Origin of the sequence: Planococcus wigleyi (genome assembly GCF_014836985.1) — a bacterium.
Lineage (GTDB): Bacteria > Bacillota > Bacilli > Bacillales_A > Planococcaceae > Planococcus > Planococcus notacanthi.
Map to the genome: position 1 here is coordinate 107,378 of NZ_JACSPU010000004.1, position 22,850 is coordinate 130,227.

26 protein-coding genes are annotated in these 22,850 nt (G+C 46.9%); 5 read left to right on the top strand and 21 right to left on the bottom strand.

The genetic code is table 11. The annotated features are described in order from the left end of the window. Positions 1-31 precede the first annotated feature (31 nt). The 4 genes from H9630_RS11920 to H9630_RS11935 all read right to left on the bottom strand — a co-directional run bounded on the left by H9630_RS11920 (position 32) and on the right by H9630_RS11935 (position 2,035). Positions 32-568, bottom strand: a complete 537-nt coding sequence (locus H9630_RS11920; RefSeq protein WP_191715711.1) for a dihydrofolate reductase family protein — start codon at positions 566-568, stop codon at positions 32-34. A gap of 370 nt (positions 569-938) precedes the next feature. After that, the gene (locus H9630_RS11925) at positions 939-1,088 is read right to left on the bottom strand and encodes a hypothetical protein (protein ID WP_191715712.1); all 150 of its coding nucleotides are present in this window, start codon (positions 1,086-1,088) and stop codon (positions 939-941) included. Positions 1,089-1,126: 38 nt separating this feature from the next. After that, a complete protein-coding gene (locus tag H9630_RS11930; protein ID WP_191715713.1) occupies positions 1,127-1,567 on the bottom strand; it encodes an ASCH domain-containing protein in 441 nt (146 codons plus the stop codon). A gap of 261 nt (positions 1,568-1,828) precedes the next feature. Further along, positions 1,829-2,035 carry a hypothetical protein gene (locus H9630_RS11935; RefSeq protein ID WP_191715714.1) on the bottom strand — a complete coding sequence of 69 codons (207 nt, stop codon included), beginning with the start codon at positions 2,033-2,035 and terminating at the stop codon, positions 1,829-1,831. Positions 2,036-2,293: 258 nt separating this feature from the next. Here H9630_RS11935 and H9630_RS11940 point away from each other — a divergent pair, with 258 nt between their 5' ends. Continuing rightward, positions 2,294-3,499, top strand: coding sequence for an MFS transporter (locus H9630_RS11940; protein WP_191715715.1), 1,206 nt, complete (start codon positions 2,294-2,296; stop codon positions 3,497-3,499). Positions 3,500-3,756: 257 nt separating this feature from the next. On the opposite strand, the gene H9630_RS18875 is transcribed toward H9630_RS11940, so the two are convergent. The 9 genes from H9630_RS18875 to H9630_RS11980 form a co-directional block, all read right to left on the bottom strand. Further along, positions 3,757-3,888, bottom strand: a complete 132-nt coding sequence (locus H9630_RS18875) for a hypothetical protein (RefSeq protein ID WP_263615970.1) — start codon at positions 3,886-3,888, stop codon at positions 3,757-3,759. Positions 3,889-4,135: 247 nt separating this feature from the next. Next, the gene (locus H9630_RS11945) at positions 4,136-4,483 is read right to left on the bottom strand and encodes a hypothetical protein (RefSeq protein ID WP_191715716.1); all 348 of its coding nucleotides are present in this window, start codon (positions 4,481-4,483) and stop codon (positions 4,136-4,138) included. Between the two features lie 146 nt (positions 4,484-4,629). After that, positions 4,630-6,222 (bottom strand): long-chain-fatty-acid--CoA ligase, encoded by a 1,593-nt coding sequence (locus H9630_RS11950; protein ID WP_191715717.1) that lies wholly within the window; start codon positions 6,220-6,222, stop codon positions 4,630-4,632. 149 nt (positions 6,223-6,371) lie between these two features. Beyond that, complete coding sequence (locus tag H9630_RS11955; protein ID WP_191715718.1) at positions 6,372-7,967, bottom strand: long-chain-fatty-acid--CoA ligase; 1,596 nt, start codon at positions 7,965-7,967, stop codon at positions 6,372-6,374. Between the two features lie 172 nt (positions 7,968-8,139). Beyond that, a complete protein-coding gene (locus tag H9630_RS11960; protein WP_191715719.1) occupies positions 8,140-8,412 on the bottom strand; it encodes an iron-sulfur cluster assembly accessory protein in 273 nt (90 codons plus the stop codon). Continuing rightward, positions 8,412-10,199, bottom strand: coding sequence for an arsenical pump-driving ATPase (gene arsA, locus H9630_RS11965; RefSeq protein ID WP_191715720.1), 1,788 nt, complete (start codon positions 10,197-10,199; stop codon positions 8,412-8,414). Before arsA ends, H9630_RS11960 begins: the two co-directional genes overlap by 1 nt. Next, complete coding sequence (gene arsD / locus H9630_RS11970) at positions 10,196-10,573, bottom strand: arsenite efflux transporter metallochaperone ArsD (protein WP_191715721.1); 378 nt, start codon at positions 10,571-10,573, stop codon at positions 10,196-10,198. Before arsD ends, arsA begins: the two co-directional genes overlap by 4 nt. Before the next feature lie 20 nt (positions 10,574-10,593). Beyond that, positions 10,594-11,013: an arsenate reductase (thioredoxin) gene (gene arsC, locus H9630_RS11975; protein ID WP_191715722.1), complete on the bottom strand. Its 420-nt coding sequence runs from the start codon at positions 11,011-11,013 to the stop codon at positions 10,594-10,596. Between the two features lie 66 nt (positions 11,014-11,079). Then, positions 11,080-11,427: an ArsR/SmtB family transcription factor gene (locus H9630_RS11980; RefSeq protein WP_191715723.1), complete on the bottom strand. Its 348-nt coding sequence runs from the start codon at positions 11,425-11,427 to the stop codon at positions 11,080-11,082. 171 nt (positions 11,428-11,598) lie between these two features. Between H9630_RS11980 and H9630_RS11985 the strand changes: the two genes are divergently transcribed. After that, positions 11,599-11,919, top strand: coding sequence for an ArsR/SmtB family transcription factor (locus tag H9630_RS11985; RefSeq protein WP_191715724.1), 321 nt, complete (start codon positions 11,599-11,601; stop codon positions 11,917-11,919). An 84-nt stretch (positions 11,920-12,003) separates the two neighbouring features. Next, positions 12,004-13,287 (top strand): NAD(P)-binding domain-containing protein, encoded by a 1,284-nt coding sequence (locus H9630_RS11990; RefSeq protein WP_191715725.1) that lies wholly within the window; start codon positions 12,004-12,006, stop codon positions 13,285-13,287. 180 nt (positions 13,288-13,467) lie between these two features. Here H9630_RS11990 and H9630_RS11995 read toward each other — a convergent pair whose 3' ends face one another. Genes H9630_RS11995 through H9630_RS12020 form a run of 6 tightly spaced genes read right to left on the bottom strand, consistent with a single transcriptional unit; the run spans position 13,468 to position 20,062 of the window. Continuing rightward, positions 13,468-14,544, bottom strand: coding sequence for an ABC transporter ATP-binding protein (locus H9630_RS11995; RefSeq protein WP_191715726.1), 1,077 nt, complete (start codon positions 14,542-14,544; stop codon positions 13,468-13,470). Positions 14,545-14,556: 12 nt separating this feature from the next. Beyond that, entirely contained in the window at positions 14,557-15,372 is an 816-nt protein-coding gene (locus tag H9630_RS12000; RefSeq protein WP_191715727.1) for an ABC transporter permease, read from the bottom strand. Beyond that, positions 15,372-16,256 (bottom strand): ABC transporter permease, encoded by an 885-nt coding sequence (locus tag H9630_RS12005; protein WP_191715728.1) that lies wholly within the window; start codon positions 16,254-16,256, stop codon positions 15,372-15,374. The genes H9630_RS12000 and H9630_RS12005 overlap by 1 nt, the downstream gene beginning before the upstream one ends. Further along, complete coding sequence (locus tag H9630_RS12010; protein ID WP_318247997.1) at positions 16,240-17,487, bottom strand: ABC transporter substrate-binding protein; 1,248 nt, start codon at positions 17,485-17,487, stop codon at positions 16,240-16,242. The genes H9630_RS12005 and H9630_RS12010 overlap by 17 nt, the downstream gene beginning before the upstream one ends. Positions 17,488-17,534: 47 nt before the next feature. Continuing rightward, positions 17,535-18,182 carry a TVP38/TMEM64 family protein gene (locus H9630_RS12015; protein WP_191715729.1) on the bottom strand — a complete coding sequence of 216 codons (648 nt, stop codon included), beginning with the start codon at positions 18,180-18,182 and terminating at the stop codon, positions 17,535-17,537. Continuing rightward, positions 18,179-20,062 carry an FAD-dependent oxidoreductase gene (locus H9630_RS12020; protein WP_191715730.1) on the bottom strand — a complete coding sequence of 628 codons (1,884 nt, stop codon included), beginning with the start codon at positions 20,060-20,062 and terminating at the stop codon, positions 18,179-18,181. The genes H9630_RS12015 and H9630_RS12020 overlap by 4 nt, the downstream gene beginning before the upstream one ends. Positions 20,063-20,251: 189 nt before the next feature. Here H9630_RS12020 and H9630_RS12025 point away from each other — a divergent pair, with 189 nt between their 5' ends. Continuing rightward, complete coding sequence (locus tag H9630_RS12025) at positions 20,252-20,833, top strand: CDP-alcohol phosphatidyltransferase family protein (protein WP_191715731.1); 582 nt, start codon at positions 20,252-20,254, stop codon at positions 20,831-20,833. A 16-nt stretch (positions 20,834-20,849) separates the two neighbouring features. Then, the gene (locus H9630_RS12030; RefSeq protein ID WP_191715732.1) at positions 20,850-21,941 is read left to right on the top strand and encodes an FAD-dependent oxidoreductase; all 1,092 of its coding nucleotides are present in this window, start codon (positions 20,850-20,852) and stop codon (positions 21,939-21,941) included. Between the two features lie 90 nt (positions 21,942-22,031). On the opposite strand, the gene H9630_RS12035 is transcribed toward H9630_RS12030, so the two are convergent. Continuing rightward, the gene (locus H9630_RS12035) at positions 22,032-22,418 is read right to left on the bottom strand and encodes a hypothetical protein (protein ID WP_191715733.1); all 387 of its coding nucleotides are present in this window, start codon (positions 22,416-22,418) and stop codon (positions 22,032-22,034) included. A 23-nt stretch (positions 22,419-22,441) separates the two neighbouring features. Next, positions 22,442-22,744 (bottom strand): hypothetical protein, encoded by a 303-nt coding sequence (locus H9630_RS12040; RefSeq protein WP_191715734.1) that lies wholly within the window; start codon positions 22,742-22,744, stop codon positions 22,442-22,444. Between the last annotated feature and the right edge of the window lie 106 nt (positions 22,745-22,850).

Here is a 22,850-nt window from a genome sequence, read left to right on the forward strand (position 1 = left end):
GGACATCCGCATGAATGAATAGCGATTGATGTTAGTTTGTTTGCTGACTGATTTTGTACCAAATCTCTACTTGCTCGTCATCAACGTATGTGCGAATCTTTTTCAACTGAATGTCGAGGTCTTCCAAATGTTCAAAAAACCGTGTCCCTTCCCCCAGCAGTACAGGGGCGAAGCAAATCTGCAGCTCATCAGCCAAATTGGCCTGCAGCAGCTGTTGGCAGACATTTGCTCCAAACACCAGTACATCTTTGCCACTTGCAGCTGTCTTTGCCTGGCTGATGGCCGATTCAATGCCATCGGTCACAAAAGTGAAAGTCAATTGGCCGTTTTCTTTCGGATGCTTTTCCGGCGGCTGGTGGGTCAATACAAACAAGGGCACTTGAAACTCATAGTGGTCAGCGTAGCCATCCGGATCACTGGCCATGTCGAAACTATTGCGCCCCATGACGACAGCACCCGGAAATTCATAATGCGGCTGGTAGGTTTCGTAAAGCTTGTCTATCTTGCCATGGCGGTCGTTAATAAACCCATCAAGCGAAACAATCATGCCGAAATATACTTTTCCCATGTTCCTTCCTCCTCTTTTTCTTGTCGGCAATAACTTAAGTCCTCTATTCGCCGCTGGATGACCCACTCCCTCTTTATTTTTTAAGGAAAAGCAGAACATTTTTGCGTTTTCTCTGTTGTATTTTTTGGTTTTCGTTTTAGTTCTTGGTGGCGGTTTTTGATTTCAAAATAAATCCTTAAGTAGTTAATTACATTTATAATAAAAAACACCTTATTGTCATTTTCCTAAATTGGCACGTTTTTGGATATACTTAAAATAGAAAAACACCTGAATAAATGGAGCTCCAAAATAACGGAATGCTTCATTTATTCAGGTGCATTTTTCTTTGATGCCTGCTTATTTAATTGATATCTCCCAAATCAACGGCTGCTTAAGATCTCTCGGTCAAAGCTTTTATCAGCTCATCCATACGCAATGCAATATAGATCAAAGCCATTGCTGCGATGGCTTGCCAGATTCCCCCAAAAAAGAAACCCATAATAGCGCCAAAACCTATATATATTGCTAATTTTTTGTCCATTTCTATCCCCCCTTTTTGATATAAATAATGATGACTTTCTATTTATAAACAACTTCAAATCGTTCGCAAACAAGCAAAAGATTTTCTACATAACTTAAACCGTGTACTTCCAACTCTTGGCTGAAAAACTGCTTATGAGCGGTCCACCAATAATCGTAATCTCCTTCGCCTTCTGCCAGCGCAAATTCTTCCGGCACTTCGTTCATCGGAACCAAAGAGACGTCCGTGATACGGATAACAGCAACAGGCATTTCTTTTGAATTGAGAACGATATTGTACTGGCCAACGTGAGGTATTGCCTCGCCTTCCAATTCATACAACACATGAGCTGAACAAGTAGCCGTTTTCTTGCCATCCATAACCAATTCCGCTAACCAATCTGCATCCGCTCCAAATTGAAAAGCTTCCACTTCCACTGGCAATGTTGGATCTTGACTTTTTCGAAATTCATCCCAATAATTAATGATTTCTTTATTCAATTCGAAAACCTCTCTTTGTACATAATATTTTTATTCATTATTATTCATTTTAGTAATGGACAAATAGCCTTTAAGGGCGACCTTACTCCATGAGCACATATTAAATCAAGAGCGCCCATTAATAGGAACTGATTCCTCAGTCATTTAGGATATGTCTCTAGTCATGAGCCGCTTCTTTTTGCTTTGATTAAATATCTAACAAGCTGTTATCAGAGCTTCGATGGTAGCTTTTTATGTGACATAACCATACCTTTCCTAATATTACTTATTTTTTATCTGATTGAGCCGTTCGGTGATCCGGACCAATTGGTTAAGAATCAAAATCAGAAACGTAATAATGACAACCGCGAATGCATAGAGAATAACTTCATCGCTATCACTGACCGTAAAAATCAAGACCGCCAAAACCAGATAAAAACCGATAATGGACAGTAAAACCATAATCAATAAGCGAATGATCGATTTCATGTAACAGACCTCCTAACTGTACCAGTTACTCAAAGAACAAAAGATTCTTTCTTCCACTATATCCATTTTTTTCTTAACACGCCATTTAATTTCCAGCTTGATAAGGTATAATGGCAATAATCAAACATTTCACCAAACTCTAATCCCCCAGAGTTTTGTATGGCCAGAAAGGAAAACTCAAGATGACTAATTGTCCAATTTAACGAGCCCCTTCTTGTAGACAGTATTTACAAAATGAACAGTTGGGGGATATCCATCATGAAACTGAATAGAAACTTTAACTACTTATTAACCGGGCAATCTGTAGCCAATATCGGTGACGTGCTGTACATCGTCAGTATCATTTACCTGATTTTTGAGTTGACCGGTTCAGCCACTGCAGCCGCTGCCGTACCATTTGCCATCACAGGTTCGATGTTCATTTCGAATCTTTTGACGCCGATGTTGATGCAGCGCTTCAATTTAAAGTGGCTGCTTGCCGGGTCTCAAATTGGTAAAACAGGCCTGTTGATTGCACTGGCGTTGGGTTTGCCGTTTCTTTCACTGAGCAATTACCCGTGGCTGTTTTTACTGATCAGTCTGGTGGCCATACTGGACGGCTGTGCAAATCCCGTCACACGTTCCCTTATTCCGATCTATGTCGAAAGAGAACAGCTTTTAAAAGCCAACGGGCTCACCGAAACGCTTACTCAGCTGATCCAGACGGCCATGTGGTTTGTCGGCAGCTCGCTATTGATTTGGCTGACGGCAACTGAATTGGTTTGGATAACAGCCGGATTGTTCTTCTTGTCCAGCCTGCTGCTAATCAGTCTGCAGGCCGTTGAATTCACACCGGCGGTACAGCATGGAAAGTGGCAGCAAATCAGCAATGGCTGGAAGACGGTATCGGCCTCTCCAGTGCTGAAACGCATTGCCTTGATGGATATACTGGAAACCATTGCCGGCGCTGTCTGGATTGCAGCGATCCTCTATGTATTTGTCAGCGAGGCACTTGGCGCAGAAGAACAATGGTGGGGCTTCATCAACGGCTCTTTCTTCCTTGGTTTGATTGCTGGCAGCCTTTTCTGCCTGCGTTTTTCTGATTGCATTGCGAAGAATCTCAGCCGATTCATCTTTGGCGGTGCCATCTTCAGCAGCCTGGCGACCTTTTTATTTGGATGGAACGATATCGCGTTGCTGGCGTTGCTCTTTTCTTTTGTGGTCGGTATTTTCAGCCAGCTCAAGAACATCCCGCAACAGACCGTCATCCAGACAAGTGTTCAACCAGAACGGCTGCCGACAGTATTTACAACGCTCGGAGCCATCGGTACCGGTACATTCGGAGTTGCCTCACTGTTGATGGGGATACTTGCTGATTTATTCGGCATCCGTGCCGTCTTTATGTTGTCTGGACTGTTGCTGGCTGCAGTTGCCTGGATTGCTTTCGAAGGCAGAAACTATTTATCGAATCTGGCGCAGGAATAAGTAGAAAAAAGGAGGATATCGGAAATTTCCGTTACCCTCCTTCTTTTTAAATTCAAATAACTAAATTGAGTTACTTAATTATTCTACATATCATGTAGACACCAAGTAAGTTAGCGTTTTGATTCTTTCTCAAGAAGGAACACTAATTTTTTCTGCGCTTTTTCGCTGCGAATGATGTTCTGTGCACGTCTGGAGCTTTGCAAATGGTATCTGATCCGTTTATTCGCGAAAAACAAATGGCGGTATCTTTTGTTCGTTTAGAGTTCACTGAACCACTCGGATTCAAGCAATTTTTCTATATTCCGATTGATTTTTTTCGTATTCAAGGTTTCACTTGAGCCAACGATGCCGAAGACCCCTGCAACCAATTCACCTAATAAAGTAAACATTTAATGCCCCCATTCGAATCTGTTTTAGATTTAACTTTACTCAATTTTCTTTTATCAAAGGACGGTGAAAATCAATGTTCTATCAACTTTTAACCATGGCTGTTGTTTTCTCAGCTATTCTATTCATCCACTTTGTTGTCAGTATGCTTCTTGGAATCAACGGGAAGTTCAGCTGGATAAAGTCTTCAGTCCTCAGCCTGGTGTTTACACTGTTTTTTGTCGCGATTCTAGGATTTTGAGTTTCATGTTATCCTTTTCTGATGGTCACAGATTCCCCTTCTGCCAATAATAAAGATTGAGGATGATTAAATTCCGCCACTTTCAATAATGTTTCTTTGTGAATTCGCATGTCCACTTTATTCGAATTCAGCAATTGGGGCACCTGAACTGTGCATTTCTCATAGCGATTCAGGTGATTCATGATGTATTGATGCATTTCTCTTAATTGCCATGGCTTTGTTATGCCGTTATAAACTTCTCTTTGCACAGGAAAACGAAAACCTTGAATCATCTCTGGTGGTGCCTCCGTAATTTCCAGTGAACCGTTTCCTGGAGATAAAACTTGATCGGACGCTAAATAAAAATATTGAGTCATCTTGTCCCTCCTTTTTTCCTTACTCTTATATCTACTTGTTTATTCTATTTAACCATAGCTATGCTAAAGACGTTCTGAGAACGAAAAAACGTCCACAAATTGCTTTTCAGCAGTTGCGGACGTTTTGGTTTATTCATTCAACCCGATCAATTCACTTTTTTCGGGCCGTTCCAGTACATTTCACGCAAGCGGAATTTCTGCAGCTTGCCTGTTGCAGTCTTCGGCAGCGCCTCAACGAACTCGATGGATTTCGGTGCCTTGAAATGCGCCATATTGTCGCGCGTATAAGTGATGATTTCCTGTTCGGTGACGTTCGCTCCCGCCTGCAGGACGATGATGGCTTTCGGCACTTCTCCCCATTTCTCGTCCGGAACCGCGATGACGGCCACTTCCAAGACATCCGGATGCTTGTAAAGCACGCCTTCGATTTCCGTCGAAGAGATATTTTCTCCTCCAGAAATGATCATGTCTTTGATACGGTCCTGGATTTCAATATAGCCGTCCGGATACGTTACAGCGAGATCCCCTGTGTAAAACCAGCCGTCTTTAATCGCTTCCCCAGTTTTCTCCGGATCTTTGTAATAGCCGCTCATGACAACATTGCCGCGGGTGATGATTTCCCCCAGCTCCTTGCCGTTCCATTCGACTTCTTTGCCGTCTTCCTGGTTGACGACTTTGGTTTCGCCGTTGAATGCCAGCTCGATTCCTTGACGTGCTTTAATAGTTGCTTGTTCTTCCGGCGTTTTGTCATCAAATTCCTTTTTCCATTCGTTGTAAAGGATGAACGGCGAAGTTTCCGTCAACCCGTAAACGTGCATCATGTTCAAGCCCAATAATTCCTGCGCTTTGCCAATCAATGCAGCAGCAGGCGGTGCGCCTGCTGTTGCCATACGCGGGTTAGTGATGATATTGATGGTTTTCGCTTTTGGTTCATTGACCAGCATGTTGACGACGGTCGGCGCTCCGCACAAGATGGAAATCTTATGCGTCTCGAACAGCTCCAAAATCAGCGGGGGATCGACTTTACGCAGGCAGACATGGGTGCCTCCAGCTGCGGTGATCGCCCAGACACCACCCCAGCCATTGGCATGGAACATCGGCAAAGTATGCAGATAGACGTCATCATGCTCCACTTTCAAGTGATACAGGAAGTTCGCGGCGTTCAGGTAATTGCTGCGATGCGTCAGCATGACCCCTTTCGGATTGGATGTCGTCCCGCTCGTGTAATTCAACGTCAGCATCTGGTTTTCGTCGATCCTCACTTCCGGAAGCAAGAAATCACGATTCACTTCAATAAAGTCTTCATACGTTACGCCATTGATCTTCGACTCGTGGCCATCCACTTCCACCACGACGTATTTCTCAATCGGCAGCTTGTCCTGGATCTCCTCGATCAACTTGCCGAATTCGGCATCAACAATCAAAGTCTTCGCATCGCTGTGGTTGATGATGTATTCCAGGTCTTTGGCGGTCAACCGGTAATTGAGCGGCACCATGACCGCTCCCATTTGGCAGATGCCGTAAAAGCATTCCAGCATATAATGGGTGTTCGGCAGCATAACAGCGACATGGTCGCCTTGCTGTACTCCTGATTGATGCAAGGCAAAAGCCAGCCGGTCAGTCCGGTCTCCGAACTCCTTATATGTAAACGTTTTCTCTTCATCGATGACGGCCACTTTCTCCGGATAATACTTGATGGCTCTGCGTTTCCAATCGAGCGGTGTTAATGGTGCAATCATATCTCCCAATCCCCTTCCGTTCCATCTATGGTAAAGCTTGTCTATTTTAGTATAGGAATGCAGATCTTAGCTGTCAATCAAACTTTCCGAATCTTTAAACAACCAATAAAAATACAGGCGAAGATTTCTCTTCGCCTGTTGGCTGTCGGTCAATTTACTTTTTTGCCGCCGCCCCAGTACATTTCACGCAATTGGAATTTCTGCAGTTTGCCCGTTGCCGTTTTTGGCAAGGCTTCTACAAAATCTACGGATTTCGGTACTTTGAAACGGGACATATTTTCACGGGTATAGTCCAGAATTTCTTTTTCGGTCACTTCCGCCCCATTATGCAGGACGATGATGGCTTTCGGGACTTCTCCCCATTTTTCGTCCGGAACCGCGATGACAGCAACTTCGGCAATAGCCGGATGCTTGTACAGTACACCTTCGATTTCAGTAGAAGAAATGTTTTCGCCTCCAGAAATGATCATATCCTTAATCCGGTCCTGGATTTCGATAAAGCCATCCGGATGAGTAACCGCCAAGTCGCCTGTATAGAACCAGCCGTCACGGATCGCTTCTGCCGTTTTCTCCGGATCTTTGTAATAACCGGCCATTACGACATTGCCGCGAGTGACGATTTCTCCCAGTTCCTTGCCGTTCCATGCAACTTCTTCGCCGTCTTCCTGGTTGACGACTTTGGTTTCCCCGTTGAATGCCAGCTCGATGCCTTGACGTGCTTTGATGGAAGCCTGTTGTTCAGGATCGAGGTCATTGAATTCATTTTTCCATTCACAGTATAGAATGAACGGCGACGTTTCCGTCAATCCATACACATGCATCATATTCAAGCTGAGGATGCTTTGTGCTTTGGCGATCAATGCCGCCGCAGGAGGCGCTCCCGCTGTTCCCATACGGATTTTTTGCTTGAGTTCGATTTCTTTCGCTTTCGGGTCATTGACCAGCATATTGACGACTGTCGGTGCTCCACAAAGTGAAGTGATGCCGTGATTCTCGAAAAGATCAAGAATCAATGGCGGATCGACTTTGCGCAAGCAGACATGAGTACCGCCCGCAGCCGTAATTGCCCAGACGCCGCCCCAGCCGTTTGTATGGAACATCGGCAAGGTATGCAAATAAACATCATCGTATTTGATTTCCAAGTGATGCAGGAAGTTTGCCGCATTCATGTAATTCGTGCGGTGGGTCTGCATAACCCCTTTCGGATTGGATGTCGTGCCGCTTGTGTAGTTAAGGGACAGCATCTGATTTTCATCCAATTCTACCGTCGGAACTTTGGCATCTTCCGGCACTTCACCGATAAATTCTTCGTAATCGACGCCTTTGATCGCTGATTCACAGCCTTCTACCGGAACGATGATGTACTTTTCGATCGGCAGTTCGTCTTGGATTTCTTCGATCAATTTGCCGAATTCCGCATCGACAATCAACATTTTGGCATCGCTATGCTTTAAAATGTACGCCAAATCTTTTGTCGACAGGCGGTAATTGAGCGGGACGATGACTGCTCCCAGCGGCGGGATGCCATAAAAGCATTCCAGCATCGCATGGTTATTCGGCAGCATGACCGCCACATGTTCTTTTTCTTTGATGCCGGCATTATGTAAGGCGATGGAAAGCCGGTCCACCCGGTTTCCGAATTCTTTGTATGTAAATTTCTTGTCTCCATCGATGACCGCAATTTTCTCCGGGTAGTATTTGACTGCACGGCGTTTCCAATCGAGTGGTGTTAAAGTTGCCAGCATAAGTAAATCCCCTTTCGTCTGTAAATTGCTTCACTGTTATATATCAAGTATAGGTAGTGCCCTTAACTGTGTCAATACAGTTTTCGGAATCGCTCGACAATTCGGACGACCAAAGAAAAAACCAGAAGCTCCGTTTATCGGGCTTCCGGTTTGGAAATTCATTATGGCCATTTTAACAATTGTTTTCAGGAAGACCTTCAAGCACCAGTCCGCCGTCTTTGAAATCAAGCGACACTTCTTCCACCATCGTGCTGACGCGTTCGTCAAGCGCAACTTGGATGCCGTTGATTTGCTTGATGACGTCGCCTTGTTCCGGCGCGTCCATCGACAAGCCGAATTGCGGCCCGCAACAGCCTTGCCCCGCGAAATAAAAACGGATGCCTTGTGCTGCATTTTCTTTCATGGATTCCAACAGCATGTCTTTTGCCGGTTGTGTGATGTTCATTAAAAAATCCCCTTTTCTGTTGTGATGAGTCTCTTCATTTTATCATAGCCGATGCTGTCCTGTGCCTGCCATGGGATCAGCGCCGTGCGCGCAGCAAGCTCACGGCTGACTTTTTGAATCCACGGCCATTCACTTTGGGCTTTGGCTTGCAGAAGAGCTTCCATTGTTCCTGTCCCTCCCAGGCTTTGGTTGATGACCCAGTTTTTCGCAACGATTCCTGCACGCTCTAAGTCTTTCTGCAGGCGAGCTGCTTCAAAAACCGGAGTCGCTTCCGGCAAGGTGACGAGCAGAACATCGGTTTCTTCTGGATTGCGCAGGCGCGGCAACAGGTTTTGGACGCTTTGCGGAACTTCTCCAGTCGAGCGTGCCAATTCCTTGTGGTAGGTCTGTGCCGCATCCAGCAGCAATAAAGTATGCCCTGTTGGCGCCGTATCGATGATGACGATTTCGTTGTCCGCTTTAGCCACCACTTCCGCGAACGCACGGAACACTGCAATTTCTTCGGTGCACGGTGAACGCAGATCTTCTTCCAAATAAGCTCGTGCTTCCTCGTCAAGCGGACCTGCCGCTGCCAAAACTTGTGCTTTGTAGGCTTCGATTTCAAGCTCCGGATCGATGCGGGAAACCGTCAACCGATCACCGCCGGTTCCTTCAAAGCGGTCCGCCAAATGCGCCGCAGGATCGGTTGTCGTCAAGTGCACAGGATGGCCTTTTTCAGCCAGACCGACCGCAAGCAGCGATGCAACCGTTGTCTTGCCGACTCCGCCTTTGCCCATTGTCAAAATGACACGTGTATTGTTCACTGAATAATGGTCGACTAAATCCTTCAACTGTTCAAGTCCGGCTGGCAGTTGCTCCCCAATTTCCAGTGGTTCGGGACGCCAATCCGGTTGAGTGAACAAACGCCGCAAGTTCGTGATGCCGGTCAATGGGAATGCCACGAACGGCAGTCTGTGTGCCGGCAAGTTCTTCAAAGCTTGAGGCATTTGCTGCAAAGCCTGGTGATGCTGAAGGGCAAACGCCTGTGACACCGGGTCTTCGTTTTGTTTCGGAGAATAGATACCGTTCAAAATCAGCAGCTGATTCTCGATGCCGATGGATTGAAGCTCCTGGGACGCACGGGCAGCTTCCTTGAACGAAGCCGTGTCCGGACGCGCCACCAGGATCAATGCAGTCTGGCTCGGATCGGACAATGCATCCATAGTACTGGCATACAGTTCCTTTTTGGCATCCAGTCCAGCGAGCGGCCCGAGGCAAGACGCCCCATGTGTGGACTCATCCAAAAATCCGCTCCAGGCAGTCGGCAGCTTCAAGAGCCGCAAGGTATGGCCGGTCGGTGCCGTATCAAAAAGAATATGATCGTAATCGTCCATGACGCGTTTGTCGGCCAAGAGCTTGGTGAATTCGTCGAATGCCGCGATTTCTACCGTGCAGGCACCGGACAACTGCTCTTCCATCCCTTTGATGACCGCTTCCGGCAATTTGCCGCGGTAAGGCCCCACCACTGAATTCCGGTAGGCGCGCGCCGCTTCTTCCGGATCGAGGTTGCAGGCGAACAAGTTCTGGATCCCTTCTATCGCCTGTGGTTCGTTGGTCAGTTCCACATTAAAAACGTCCTGCAGGTTGGAAGCCGGGTCCGTACTTACCAACAGTACCCGTTTGCCGGAATCCGCTAAAGCGACAGCAGTAGCAGACGCAGTGGAAGTCTTGCCGACTCCGCCTTTGCCTGTGAAAAACAAAAATGGTGTTCCGCTGATATCAGCCGGTTTAAAGATATCGCCGGTCATTTTGCACCGGATGATGCAATTTTGACGTTCAGTGGAATCCCGGGTTGTTTAACCGGCTGCAATTCCGTTTCCTCCACTTTGAACCAGGCAGCAAATTCCTGGGCAGTCGGGTATTCTCCGGTTTTAGCCACTTCCCCATCAACGATTGTGAGCGGCAACGATTCGACACCTTTGTCGAACAATAGCGCATTGACCGTTTTATTTTCCACAAAAGCAGCAGGGTCAGTCCCTAAATTAAACCGCTTGATGTCGAAGCCTTTTTTCTCCAACGAAAAAACAGCGGCTGCCACTGCAGTCAGTTTCGGGTCTACTACCGGACCGCAAACACCGGTATCACAGCACATAGCTGGATCGTATATCGTCACTTTAGTCATCAGACATTCTCCTTTAACATTCAGTTTCCCGTTTTGGCAAAAGTTTCGATACGGGTGCCGATTGCATCACGGACTGTTTGGAACACTGTCCATTTTTCTTCATCTGTCCCTTGTGCTTTCGCTGGATCTTCAAAGCCCCAATGTTCACGTCTGACGTGAGGCGGAGTCATCGGACATTTATCGGCTGCATCGCCGCAAAGCGTCACAACGAAATCCGCGCTATTCAACAATTCTGGATCAATGATGTCAGAAGTTTGGGTTGAGATGTCGATGCCCACTTCATTCATGGCTTTTACCGCGTTCGGATTTAAGCCATGAGCTTCGATGCCGGCACTGTAAACATCCCACTCTCCAGCTAAATGTTGTTTCGCCCAGCCTTCAGCCATTTGGCTGCGGCAGGAATTTCCGGTACATAAAAAATAAATCGTTTTTTTCGGCATAATTAGGTTCTCCTCAATTGAGCAGCTTTTGGCAGCCGCTTATTTTTGTCTGCGATTCTCTTCTTATCAGCAGCAATCCACTGGAGCTTCTTTGGCGCGCAGCGCTAATAGCTGGGGGTCTGCCTCTTCAATATGGCTCAAAATATTCTGCAGCAGCGGCGCATGCACCGAATCCTGGTTCAAGGAATAAAAGCGCCATTGCCCTTTTCTGTTTTCTTTCACCAGTCCTGCTTGTTTCAGCTTACGCAGGTGCTGGCTGATGGCCGGCTGGCTCATGCCGAACATCTCGACAAACTGGCAGACACATAGTTCATTGGTCTCCACCAGCTTCATCATCAGCAGGCGTGTGGGATCGCTGACGGCTTTCAGGCAAGCCGTGACGTCAGCTGCAGTTGTTTTTGCTAAAGTCTCCATGAAGATCCACTCCTTTGATTTCAGTATATAACCATTTCGTTATATAAGTCAATTGCGATAAAGATTCAATCCTTAAATCAAGAAAATTTGATTTAAAGCTTGAAAACAGCTGTTTAGAGTTCTATACTTGATTCATCAAATAAAATTGATTTAATGAAAGGTGTGTTAAGCATGGCTTACCAGCTGGAAAAAGAACTCAGAGCTCCTGCAGATTATGAAACCTATGCCATACAATTCAAAGCTCTGGCCGATCCGAAACGGCTGGAATTGCTGAAACTGATCGGAAAGAAAGGTTCTGTCTGTGTCTGCGATCTTGTTGAAGAGATGGCAATGCCTCAATCAAAGCTATCCTACCATTTGAAGATTCTGTTGAATGCCGGCCTTTTGACTAAGGAAACCAAAGGAACATGGAGCTATTACGCGCTGGAATCCGTTGAAATGGAACGCCTGCTCCCTAAGCAGCTGTACAGCTCCCTCATCAACGTGACATGAATGTCCGATTCAGCCAATGATGTTTTGCATGGACAGAAAGCGATATAGGATCATCAATTTTTAAAATAAAAGGAGTCCTTTAAAATGACCACCACTTTACCCATAGCAATTATCGGGGGCGGACCTGCAGGGTTAGCAGCGGCCGCTCAGCTGGTCCAGTACAAGCAGCCATTCGTCTTATTTGAAGCCGGTTCCGGACTTGGGACACATTTTCTTGAATACGGCCATGTCCGTTTGTTTTCCACATGGCGCTATAATATTGACGCGGCTTCCAAAGCTTTATTCAAAGAGCATGGAATCGCTTTGCCGGATCCGGACCGGCTGCCTTATGGACGGGAAATCGCCCAGCAATACCTCCAGCCGCTTGGCCAACTGCCGGAACTGGAGCCTTTTATCCACTTGAACAGCCGAGTTGTTCATGTGCAGCGGCAAGGATTGGATAAAATGAAAACAGCCGGCCGTGAAGAAAAACCATTCGAACTGCTTATCGAAATCGGATCCGGTGAACGCCGGACCGTATTGGCACGTGCAGTCATCGATGCAACCGGTACGTGGCAAAACCCCAATCCGATCGTGTCTGGCGGTGTGGCGGACAAAACTTCAGGATTAGTGGATTACGGTATTCCAGCGATTCTTGGAGAGGACCAAAAGCATTATGAAAACAAACGGATTGCGGTAGTCGGCAGCGGCCACTCCGCTTTGAATTCCTTGTTGGATTTGGTCGGCCTGAAAGCGGCATTTCCAGAAACGCAGATTACATGGATTGTCCGGAAATCTTCGGTTGAAGAGGCTTTAGGCGGCGGAGACGCTGACCAATTGCCGGAGCGTGGAGCACTTGGGCAACGAGTCAAAGCATTGCTGGATGCTGGGCAAATCGATGTGCTGACATCCTGCTTTATCCAGTCCGCGCAGTTAGGCAATGGCCTGGCCATACTGACAGCATTTCGATATGGCGAAGAACTGGAGCTTGGCCCATTCGACCGGGTAATCGCCAATACCGGTTCCCGCCCAAGCTTTGATTTCTTGCGTGAGATCCGCTATGCATTTGATCCAGCTTCTGAAAGTGTGCCTGCACTGGCGCCGCTCATTGACCCGAACGTCCATAGCTGCGGCACGGTGCGGCCACATGGCGAACGGGAACTGCGCCAGCCGGAAAAAAACTTCTATATTATCGGTGCGAAAAGCTACGGACGGGCGCCTACCTTCTTGATGGCCACCGGCTTTGAACAAGCCCGTTCTGTCGTTGCCCACCTTTCAGGCGATTACGAAGCAGCAGTGCGCGTTGAATTGGATTTGCCTGAAACAGGCGTCTGCAGCAGCCGGCCGTTAACATTCACCATTGCCGGAGCGGGAAATAACTGCTGTTAAATTAGAGCGAGAACAAATAATTCTATTCATTAAATTATTCACGAATAACAAATAATATCATCCAACAAATTATCCATTGAATTTTCGCAGTCTCGAAAACCCTGAGTGAATATATACGAATATCAATAAAAGCCGGCACTCATTTAGAGTACCGGCTTTTATTCATTATTATTCATAAACTTATTCAGAAGTTAAATGAATTGCATCCAGCTCAACCACCAACAGAATTTCCTGTCCGACGGCCATGCCCTCGGCTTCTTGGTTGGAAAAATGGCTTTCCAATTGATGTCCCTCCACTTGTACGGTTGCTGTATAGAATCCGTGGTTAAAGCGCAGCTGCTGTATCGTTCCCCTTAAGTACAAGGAATCAGGGGACTGCAAGTCATGGCGATGGGCTGCCTTCAACATTTCCGGGCGCAATACCATGTAGGAAGCACCTGACTTAATGCTCTCGCCTACCGGAAATTCAATGGCCTGATCCATTGAAGCGAAGCGGCCGTTTGCAACGTTCCCTTCAATGATATTTTTCAGTCCAAGGAATCTGGCAACTTTCTTGCTTTCGGGCTGTTCATAGATGTCTTTCGCCTTTCCAACCTGCAGCAAACGTCCTTCGCTCATGACTCCGATTCGGTCGGACAAATGGAAAGCTTCTTCACGGTCATGGGTAACGAACAGCACCGTAAAACGAAATTCTTTATGGATGCGGCTGAGCAGGTCCCTCATTTCTTCCCGAAGGCCGGGATCCAAGGCACTGAACGGTTCATCCATCAGCAAGACACGCGGGTTGGATACCAAGGCTCTTGCCAACGCTACACGCTGCTGCTGGCCGCCGCTCAATTGATCCGGAAAGCGGCTGCCGAACCCGTCGAGCCCGACATGAACAAGCATGTCACGCGCCTGGGCCAAGCGCTGTTTTTTGCCGATTTTCTGCATTTTTAAACCGAAGCCCACATTGTCCTCCACTGTCATATGCGGAAACAGCAGGGATTGCTGAAACACCATGGCGAATCTTCTGGCTTCGGGTGGAACTGCCGTTATATTGGCGTCTCCTATCCAGATTTCGCCTGCGTCCGGCTGCACCAGGCCTGCCACCAGTTTCAAAAGCGTTGTTTTGCCGCACCCAGAAGGGCCAAGCAGAGAAAAAAACTCGCCTTCGTTTATGGTCAGATCGACCGGCTTCAAAGAAAATGCCGGATTTTTCTTTTTTGGCGTCTGGCTGTATTGTTTTTCAAGATTGATGATGCGCAGATCGCTCATCGTCCCACTCCTTTAGCCCTTCTCTATGGCGGTTTTCTTGTTTTGATAGTATTTTTTCAAAGCGGTATCCATTACGGTCAAAGTCACGATGGCGATGCCCGCAAACAGCAAGGAATAAGCGGAAGCAACTGCCGGATCCCCACCACTGATGAACGGGAACAACAGTATAGGCAACGTCACCACTTGGCCGGACCCGATGATGAAGGTAATCAAGTACTGGCTTAAAGAAATCAGGACGCTTAAGCTGGCCCCCGCAGCAATGCCTGGCAACAGATGCGGCAGCACTACATAATAAAAACGTGAAACCGGGCCAGCCCCAAGCATGCGTGCCTGATTTTCCCAATCAACTGACAAAGTGGAATAGCTGATGATGATCGCTCGCACCACATAAGGCAAAGTCGGTGAGATATGTGCCAGGACTACACCCCAGATGGTTTCCGTCAGTCCCAATCTCAGAAACGTCAAATGGATGCCCATCACTGCAACAAAAGGCGGAATCACAATCGGTGCAAAAAGGATCGCTTCCCAAAGCCATTTGGCGCGGAGTTGATGGCGAACAAGAGCAATGGCAGCGGGTATTGCAAGCAGAATATTCACAGCCGTGACGGTAAATGCAATTAATAAGCTCATCCAAACGGCTTGCCACGTACCGGAGCTTCCAAATAGCACATATTCCCAGGCACGGAAACTGAATGACTCAGGCAGAATGTGCGGCCATTGCCAGCCAAACGACAGACTCGACAGTACCAACGGAATGAATGGCAACCCGATTATTATGAATAACAGAATGAATAAAGTGGTTTTCAATAAGAATGGTTTCTTATTCATCAATCCCACCCCTTCATTACATTCCAGCGTTTGCTGAAATAATAAACGACCAGCCCCAACAAAATGGTTAAAGCCGCCAAGACGATATTCACAGCTAACGCTTCCGGCCGGTCCGCCAATGTACCGCTTGTGTAAAGTTGATACGAATAGACCGGCAACATGCTTGGGTACGTTACTCCCAACAGGAATGGAACCTCAAAAGCAGAAAACGTGAAAACGAAAACGATGAATGCCGCAATCGTCCATGCCGGCAAGATCGCCGGCAGGACAATTTCACGGATAAAACTCCAGTTTCCCGCACCGTAGACACGGGATACATCACGCCACGACCGGTGGATCCGAGACAACACCGGATAAATCATCAAAGATACAAAAGGGGCCTCTTTCCAGGCATAGGTTAAAATAATGCCCCAGCCGAATGGATCATTGACCAGCACGGGAAACTCCTGGATTTCCCCGATCCATCCAAAGTTTGCGAAAATCTTTGACATAAAACCGCTTTGCATAAAGAGCAGCACAATAATATAGCCGCCGACCAGATGTGGTATGGTTAACGGCAATTGGAACATTCGGTGCCAGAGTTGTGTATTTCGCGACTTTGCAGATTCATTCAGCATAAAAAGCGACACTGCAATGGCTGCACCCATTACGGCTGAAATCAGAGACGACAAGGCGGCCACACGCACGGTCAAGGATAAGGATTCCCAAAACGCAGAAGAGCGGAACAACTCCGTATAGGCGGTCAGTTCAAAACCGGTTTCCCCGATTGCCGGAAAATAGCCGAGGCTTTTCAGCAGCCCATCAAAAAGTCCTCCAAAAAACAGGAGGACAATGGTGCCGATGGCTGGCAGCAGCAAAAGATAAGGCTTACTCTTTTGCCACATTTTCCATCCACCCTTTTTCGATAATTTCGATATAATCTGCAGACAATTCAGGAAGGCGGTGTTCTTCCAGGTCTTCTAATGGAAGAGTTGCCTCGCCCATGTCCACATTATTCATGGCGTCTTGTTGTTCAGGAGACAGTTTCTCCAAATCCAACGCCGACAGATCTCCCCAGTTTTCAGGAGACAGTTTAGCGGTTTGGGCTTCCGGCGACATCATTTCGTTGATGGCCACCATTGCACCCGCTTTATCGGAAGAGTTGAAGGGAATCGAAAGGAAATGCGTATTGGACAGTGTTCCGCCTTCCAGCACGAATGTGCGCGTGGATTCGGGGAATCGCCCTTTCAATACTTCGCTGGCAGCTAGCGCCGGATCATAACTCATGGTCATTCCGATTTCACCGCTCGCAAACAATTGATCTTGCTTGGCCAGGCTTTCAGGATAAGTTGTTCCTTCACGCCATAAATAAGGCTCGATTTCATTCAAGTACTGCCACATCGGTTCCAGACGTGCTTCCAAGTCTTCGATGTCTGCGGCAGGCTGCTGGTATTGTTCATAACCGCCCGTCGTTTCATAGAGCACGTGGCGGATAAATGCACTTCCTGTAAAATCAGGCAACGCGGGATAAGTGAATTGGCCAGGATTTTCTTTGACCCATTCGGCCAGTTCTTCCATTGATTTCGGTGGGTTTTCCAACTTCAGTTCGTCATGGACAAAAACGAATTGGGCTTTGCCCCATGGGGCTTCAAGTCCGTCGACTGCTTCCCCGAAATCGGTTGCGATTTCCGGTGCTTCTGCATCGACATAGTCATTGAAATTCGGCAATTGGCCACTGAAATCTCCCCACAGCAACTCATTGTCTTTCGCCGCTTTAAAATTTTCGCCGTTGATCCAAATGATGTCCATGCTGCCTTCGTTTTTGCCAGCTGCTTTTTCGTCGACCAGTTGATTGATGATGTCCTGTGCATCATTTACCGGCACACGGGTTAATTCCACGTCGTGCTCTTCTTTCAACCGGGGAGCCACCCATTCATCGAGGTAGCGGTTAATGTTGTCGTTTCCGCCCCACATGTACATATTGACTTCCTGTCCCATCCCAGCTTCAGAAACTTCATCCCAGTCGTCCGTCAATAGGTTTTCTGTTTCTTCTGCTGCTCCGCTTCCGGATTCATCAGAACATGCAGCTAGTGTAAGTGCCACCAAACCTGGCATTAACAATGTAAACTTTTTCACTCTTTCCACTTCCTAAACGCTTAGTAAAATGCACTTTATTCGTCGAGCTATTGCTTTTTATTCCATTTATTGCGAATCAAAATCGGAACTGCGGTCAAAACGGCAAAAACCAGGACCGCCAAAATAATAATCCGTGGATTTCCGCTGATAAAACTGCTCCCTAAGAAATTATAGGCGAAGGTACCTGGAATGATACCAATCAATGTCGCTAAGGCAAAAGATCCAAAACGAACTTTCGCGAATGCGGCTGCGTAGCTGATCAAGTCGAAATTGATGACCGGAATAAAGCGGAACAACAGAACATAGAGAAAGCCGTTTTGTTCCATTTGCGATTGGATTTTCCCGGCATTCCCAGTCCATTCTTTGCGGACCAGGCTTTTCCCTACTGATTTTGCGATAATAAAGGACAGCATAGCTCCGAGTGTCGCTCCGATAATGGTGTAGAACGTACCTTGCCAGGCGCCAAACGCCAGGCCGCCAGCAATCGACAGTACCGATGCCGGGAAAAAGACCAATGGCCTGATGGTATAAATCAGCATATAGATGGCCGGTGCCCAAAAGCCGAATGATAAAATCCAGCGGCGGAGGCCATTTGCGTCAACATCAAAAACGGAACGGCTCAACCAGATAATCAGGACGATGGCGGCGGCTGCCAGCAACCATTTCCCGATTTTTGGAGCGGTGCCTTTTTTCATGAATTGCGCGTATGCGCCGAGATGTTGTAATACCGGTTTTTCATTTCATCGTAGCGTTTTCGGTTGACGCCTGCGTCTGAATAGCCGATTCGTGAAGCTGAACGGAATTCGATTCGTTGGTCAGCATCGTTAAAATAAAATTCGATGTCGTCTTTAAAGCGCATCGTTTTGGATTTCGCGACAGCGTATACGTAATTTTCGTCGTTTTGGGCGATCGTCACACCTTCATAGCCTTTCAACATGCCGATCAAGTTCTTTTTCGCCTGGCTTTTCGTGCCATTATATGGCCACGCAGGAACAAATTTGTCTTTAGAACTAGACTGGGATGACACGGCGTTTGGTGTTGACGGCATTTCTTTCAGACGGCCGTTTTCTACGCCGAGTTTCGGTTTAACGTTGTTTTTGATGGCCATGTTCGCGATGCCGATCCCAGCTGCAGTTGCCGCTCCGTAAATGGCGACTTTTTCTGCTGGAATTTCTCCAGCTTTCGCTTTGTTGAATGTTTTGACGACCGGTTGGTTCAACAAGTTATCGACATAGACTTTCTTACCGATCTTCACCAGCACTTCGCTGTAAGTCGGATAGGGATGGATGACACCAGACAGTTTGCCCATGTTGATGTGCAGGGATTTGATGGTCTGGATCTGGCTGATGATTTCCCCGGCACGATCACCGAGAATGCTCGCCCCTAAAATGTAACCTTTTTTATCCAGAATGATTTTCACTTTGCCAATGCTGTCTTTTTTGGTATTGGCACGATCGATGTCAGCGTAATCGTGTTCATAAACCCGGATCGAGTCGCCGTGTTTTTCGCGCGCCTCCTCTTCGGATAAACCGGATCTGCCGAGTTCTGGATCCGTGTATGTACACCACGTCACATGCTCGTAATCCATTTTTCTGTTGATAGGCAAGATGGCGTTTTGCGTAGCCGTAATGCCCTGCGCATTGGCCATATGGGACAACTGGTAAGGTCCGACGACGTCACCGATGGCATAGATGCCTTTAGCGGTAGTTTCCATATGGTCATCCACTTGGATGCTTTTTGAATCGTATTCAACGCCTGCTTTTTCCAGATTGTAGCCTTTGACATTGGCTTTGCGCCCAAGCGCCACCAAAAGCCCTTCTCCGGTTACCGTCGTTTCTTTGCCGTCTTTTTCAATTGTCAAATCGATTTGACCGCCTTGTTGATTAGCTTTAACAGCAGTAGCACCCGTATGGATCGTTACGCCTTCATTGATCAAACGCTGTTGGATCATCAAGACCAATTCTTCTTCATCTTTCGGCAGGATTCGTTCGAATTTCTCGACCAGCGTCACTTTCACGCCGATGCGGTTCAATGCCTGGCTCATTTCGACGCCGATGGCCCCACCGCCGAGTATGGTCATGGATTTCGGGAATGATTTCTGGGTAAAGATGGTTTCATTCGTCAAATACGACACTTTATCCAGTCCTTCGATTGGCGGTACCATCGGTGAAGAGCCTGTGGAAAGGATAAACTTCTTCGCTTCAATGCGTTCGCCATCCACTTCTACTGCATGCGGACCCACAAACTTGGCATAGCCGTTGATGAAATCAATGCCGGATTGTTTCAGCACTTCCGGTGATTCCCCCGCATAAACTTTCTGTATCACTTCCTGGATATCTTTCAGGACGACTGATGTATCGATTTGGAGGTTGGGTGAATATTTTTTGGCATGATGGACTTCTTTTGCCGTATTGATCAGCGATTTACTTGGAATACAGCCTGACCAAGTACATTCTCCGCCCGGTAAGTTCTTGTCGATCAAAACCACTTTTTTCGAGAATCCCGCTCCTGTAAATGCAGCTGTCAAACCGGCTGCGCCAGCTCCAATTATTGCGATATCATATTTTTTTACCATCTTTACCATTTCCTTTCTTTTTCTAAATTAGTATCATCTTAACAAACTACTAAAAAAACTTACTCCTAATCAGACTCGGATCGCGAGAAAAAATGAAATCCCCTTCTTCGCCTTCGAGTGGGATTACGGGTTTGAATCAGGAACATATACTATACTGAAAGTAACTTGAAAATGAAAAAGGTGAACTTAATGCTGGATACTCACGCTCGAAAACATGTTCAACCGTCCGTAGAAAAGTCGGCTGATTTCTTGCTGTCAAAGGGTTTCACGGCCGACAGCGTTACAAAAATCGCTTTTGCTATCGGCATGTCTTCAGGTGTTTTCATTTACCTGGACCAGCCTTTCTGGGCTGTTTTTGTTCTTTGGTTTTCCGGCTACCTCGATGTCGTTGACGGCACCATGGCACGCAAAACCAAACCATCTTCATGGGGGACCTTGCTGGATATCAGTTTTGACCGTTTGGTGGAAATCAGTGTAATCGTGGGGTTGGCATTCCGTTATCCCGAATCGATGTGGGCATTGCTGCTGCTGAGTGTCTCCATCATCATTGCCATGACCGTGTTCCTGACGGTAGGTGCTTTGTCCGATAAACAAGGGATGAAGTCGTTCTATTACCAGGCTGGCTTGGCTGAAAGAACAGAAGGCTTTATTCTCTTTACCCTAATGATTATTTTTTCAACATACTTAACTGCAATTACTTTATTTTTTTTCGCTGTGCAAATCATCACGATCTGCCAGCGTATGGCCGAAGCCCGGCGCATTCTGAAATAGACAGGAGAAGAAATGGATGAAGAATCTTGTGCTGGTCGGAGGCGGACATGCACATTTGCACTGTCTCGAACAACTGACAACGGATTTCCCGAAATCCTGCCGCGTTATCCTGATTTCCCCTTCCCCCTACCAATATTATTCCGGAATGTTTTCAGGATATGCTGAAGGAATCTATAGCCAGGAAGAGATCCGCATCGATATTCAAAAACTGAGCGAGCACGTCGGTGCGTTATTTATTGAAGATACCATTATCGCTGTCGATGCCCAGGCTAAAGAACTTACAGGTGCAGACGGAGCGGTTTATCCCTATGACCTGGCATCGTTTGATATCGGTTCGCAAAGCGATGTTCCACAGGCAGCGGCAGATTTTGTTTCTTCAATCAAACCGAATTACCGATTTCCGGAGCAATTGCTTCAGCTTAGAAACACGGCGCATCCTGCAGTCGTTGGAGGAGGGGCTTCGGGAGTGGAATTGGCATTTTCCATTCTGGCCTGGAGAAAGCATAATAAGCTCCCTGCCAATGTAGCATTATTCAGTTCAGCTTCCCTCCTCCACAGCCAAGGTAAAGCGGCTTCAAGAAAAATTGAAAATGTCGCTAAACAAAAAGCTTTGCCATTTATCACAGGCGTGTCTGTACAAGCCATCGACGGCATCAGCGTTACGGCGAGTGACGGCAGAATCTATCCCAAATCAGGCGTATTGTGGCTGACGGGTCCGAAAAGCGCAGCTCTCTTCAGCCTTTCCGGCTTAGCCACAGATGCCGGCGGATTTTTGCTGGTCAACGACAAGCTGCAAAGCATCCAACACCCTGATTTATTTGGAGCCGGGGACTGTGTTGCCATCGACCGCTATCCGGTTCTCGCCAAAAATGGCGTTTATGCGGTCCGCCAAGGCCCGATTTTATGGAAAAACCTAAAGAATAGACTTTCCGAAAATGTGTTGTTGCCCTTTGTTCCGCAAAAGCGATTTGTCTCCATCTTGTCGACCGGTGAAGGTGAAGCTTTTCTGACATACGGAAAACGGCCGTTGCACGGCAAGATTCCTTGGAAAATGAAGCAACGGATTGACCGGAAATTTATGAAGCGCTACAAAGATCTATATGAATAGAGAACGGAAATACAGATTGTTATTTCTGACATGCAAAAGCCCATTCCTGTGACGACCTGTAAAGTCAGCATAGGAATGGGCTTTTTCTTTTTAATTTTCTTCACCTAGAGTCGACACGCGATCAAATGCTGTTGACTTTCCATTGATGAAGACATCAATCACTTCATGGTGATCATCCAAAGTCAGCTTGTAGACATGCTGCTTTGCAGGAATGCTGCTGCCGTCCGCTTCACTGATCAAAATTTTAAGTGTGTCGTCCTGTTCTTCAATATCGGTAAGAAGATCTCCTGCAGATTGATAAATTACGTAGGCTGTTTGTTCACCTTCATAGATGAGCTGCAGGGGTTCATGTGGATTGATCAGCTGATTTAAATTTTCCGGCACGGTTTCGACTTCACTGAAGCTGAGGATCGAATCGTCCGAAGTGCATGCGGCCAATAAAACGATCAGCATAGTCAGTAACAGCTTCTTTTTCATCAAGCGGACCTCCTTATCGGCATTTATCTTTTAGGTTGGCGCTTGCCTTCCGTTCCAATTCGGCAAGGCAAAGAAGTAAGTTTTTTATAAGCGATCAACATCAGTCCGCAGACAAGAGCCGTTGCCAAAAACGTTCCCATATAGAAAACAGGAGAATTTGCAGTCCCAAAAGACACGGTACTCTGCAGATCCCCTGTATTTTCCCACGCGCTCGAAAAATTAGGCCTATAGGTGACGGTTTTCACATAGCCGACTGCAAGCGACGCCAAAAAATAAAGAATGTGGAAGATGGCCGCTCCCAACAAAGCCTGCCCCATTATTTTCATACCCAACTCCCCTTTTTTATTCCATTATTTAGTATATCAACCAACTCCATTCCTGTACACGAAAAATTATCGAATTTTCTAATAATAATCATCCTAAAAACAGGCC

Coding starts and splice junctions, on each gene's coding strand:
- H9630_RS11920 (WP_191715711.1), bottom strand. CDS start 568: ATGGGAAAAGTATATTTCGGCATGATTGTTTCGCTTGATGGGTTTATT.
- H9630_RS11925 (WP_191715712.1), bottom strand. CDS start 1,088: ATGGACAAAAAATTAGCAATATATATAGGTTTTGGCGCTATTATGGGT.
- H9630_RS11935 (WP_191715714.1), bottom strand. CDS start 2,035: ATGAAATCGATCATTCGCTTATTGATTATGGTTTTACTGTCCATTATC.
- H9630_RS11940 (WP_191715715.1), top strand. CDS start 2,294: ATGAAACTGAATAGAAACTTTAACTACTTATTAACCGGGCAATCTGTA.
- H9630_RS18875 (WP_263615970.1), bottom strand. CDS start 3,888: ATGTTTACTTTATTAGGTGAATTGGTTGCAGGGGTCTTCGGCATCGTT.
- H9630_RS11945 (WP_191715716.1), bottom strand. CDS start 4,483: ATGACTCAATATTTTTATTTAGCGTCCGATCAAGTTTTATCTCCAGGA.
- H9630_RS11950 (WP_191715717.1), bottom strand. CDS start 6,222: ATGATTGCACCATTAACACCGCTCGATTGGAAACGCAGAGCCATCAAG.
- H9630_RS11955 (WP_191715718.1), bottom strand. CDS start 7,967: ATGCTGGCAACTTTAACACCACTCGATTGGAAACGCCGTGCAGTCAAA.
- H9630_RS11960 (WP_191715719.1), bottom strand. CDS start 8,412: ATGAACATCACACAACCGGCAAAAGACATGCTGTTGGAATCCATGAAA.
- arsA (WP_191715720.1), bottom strand. CDS start 10,199: ATGACCGGCGATATCTTTAAACCGGCTGATATCAGCGGAACACCATTT.
- arsD (WP_191715721.1), bottom strand. CDS start 10,573: ATGACTAAAGTGACGATATACGATCCAGCTATGTGCTGTGATACCGGT.
- arsC (WP_191715722.1), bottom strand. CDS start 11,013: ATGCCGAAAAAAACGATTTATTTTTTATGTACCGGAAATTCCTGCCGC.
- H9630_RS11980 (WP_191715723.1), bottom strand. CDS start 11,427: ATGGAGACTTTAGCAAAAACAACTGCAGCTGACGTCACGGCTTGCCTG.
- H9630_RS11985 (WP_191715724.1), top strand. CDS start 11,599: ATGGCTTACCAGCTGGAAAAAGAACTCAGAGCTCCTGCAGATTATGAA.
- H9630_RS11990 (WP_191715725.1), top strand. CDS start 12,004: ATGACCACCACTTTACCCATAGCAATTATCGGGGGCGGACCTGCAGGG.
- H9630_RS11995 (WP_191715726.1), bottom strand. CDS start 14,544: ATGAGCGATCTGCGCATCATCAATCTTGAAAAACAATACAGCCAGACG.
- H9630_RS12000 (WP_191715727.1), bottom strand. CDS start 15,372: ATGAATAAGAAACCATTCTTATTGAAAACCACTTTATTCATTCTGTTA.
- H9630_RS12005 (WP_191715728.1), bottom strand. CDS start 16,256: ATGTGGCAAAAGAGTAAGCCTTATCTTTTGCTGCTGCCAGCCATCGGC.
- H9630_RS12015 (WP_191715729.1), bottom strand. CDS start 18,182: ATGAAAAAAGGCACCGCTCCAAAAATCGGGAAATGGTTGCTGGCAGCC.
- H9630_RS12020 (WP_191715730.1), bottom strand. CDS start 20,062: ATGGTAAAAAAATATGATATCGCAATAATTGGAGCTGGCGCAGCCGGT.
- H9630_RS12025 (WP_191715731.1), top strand. CDS start 20,252: ATGCTGGATACTCACGCTCGAAAACATGTTCAACCGTCCGTAGAAAAG.
- H9630_RS12030 (WP_191715732.1), top strand. CDS start 20,850: ATGAAGAATCTTGTGCTGGTCGGAGGCGGACATGCACATTTGCACTGT.
- H9630_RS12035 (WP_191715733.1), bottom strand. CDS start 22,418: ATGAAAAAGAAGCTGTTACTGACTATGCTGATCGTTTTATTGGCCGCA.
- H9630_RS12040 (WP_191715734.1), bottom strand. CDS start 22,744: ATGAAAATAATGGGGCAGGCTTTGTTGGGAGCGGCCATCTTCCACATT.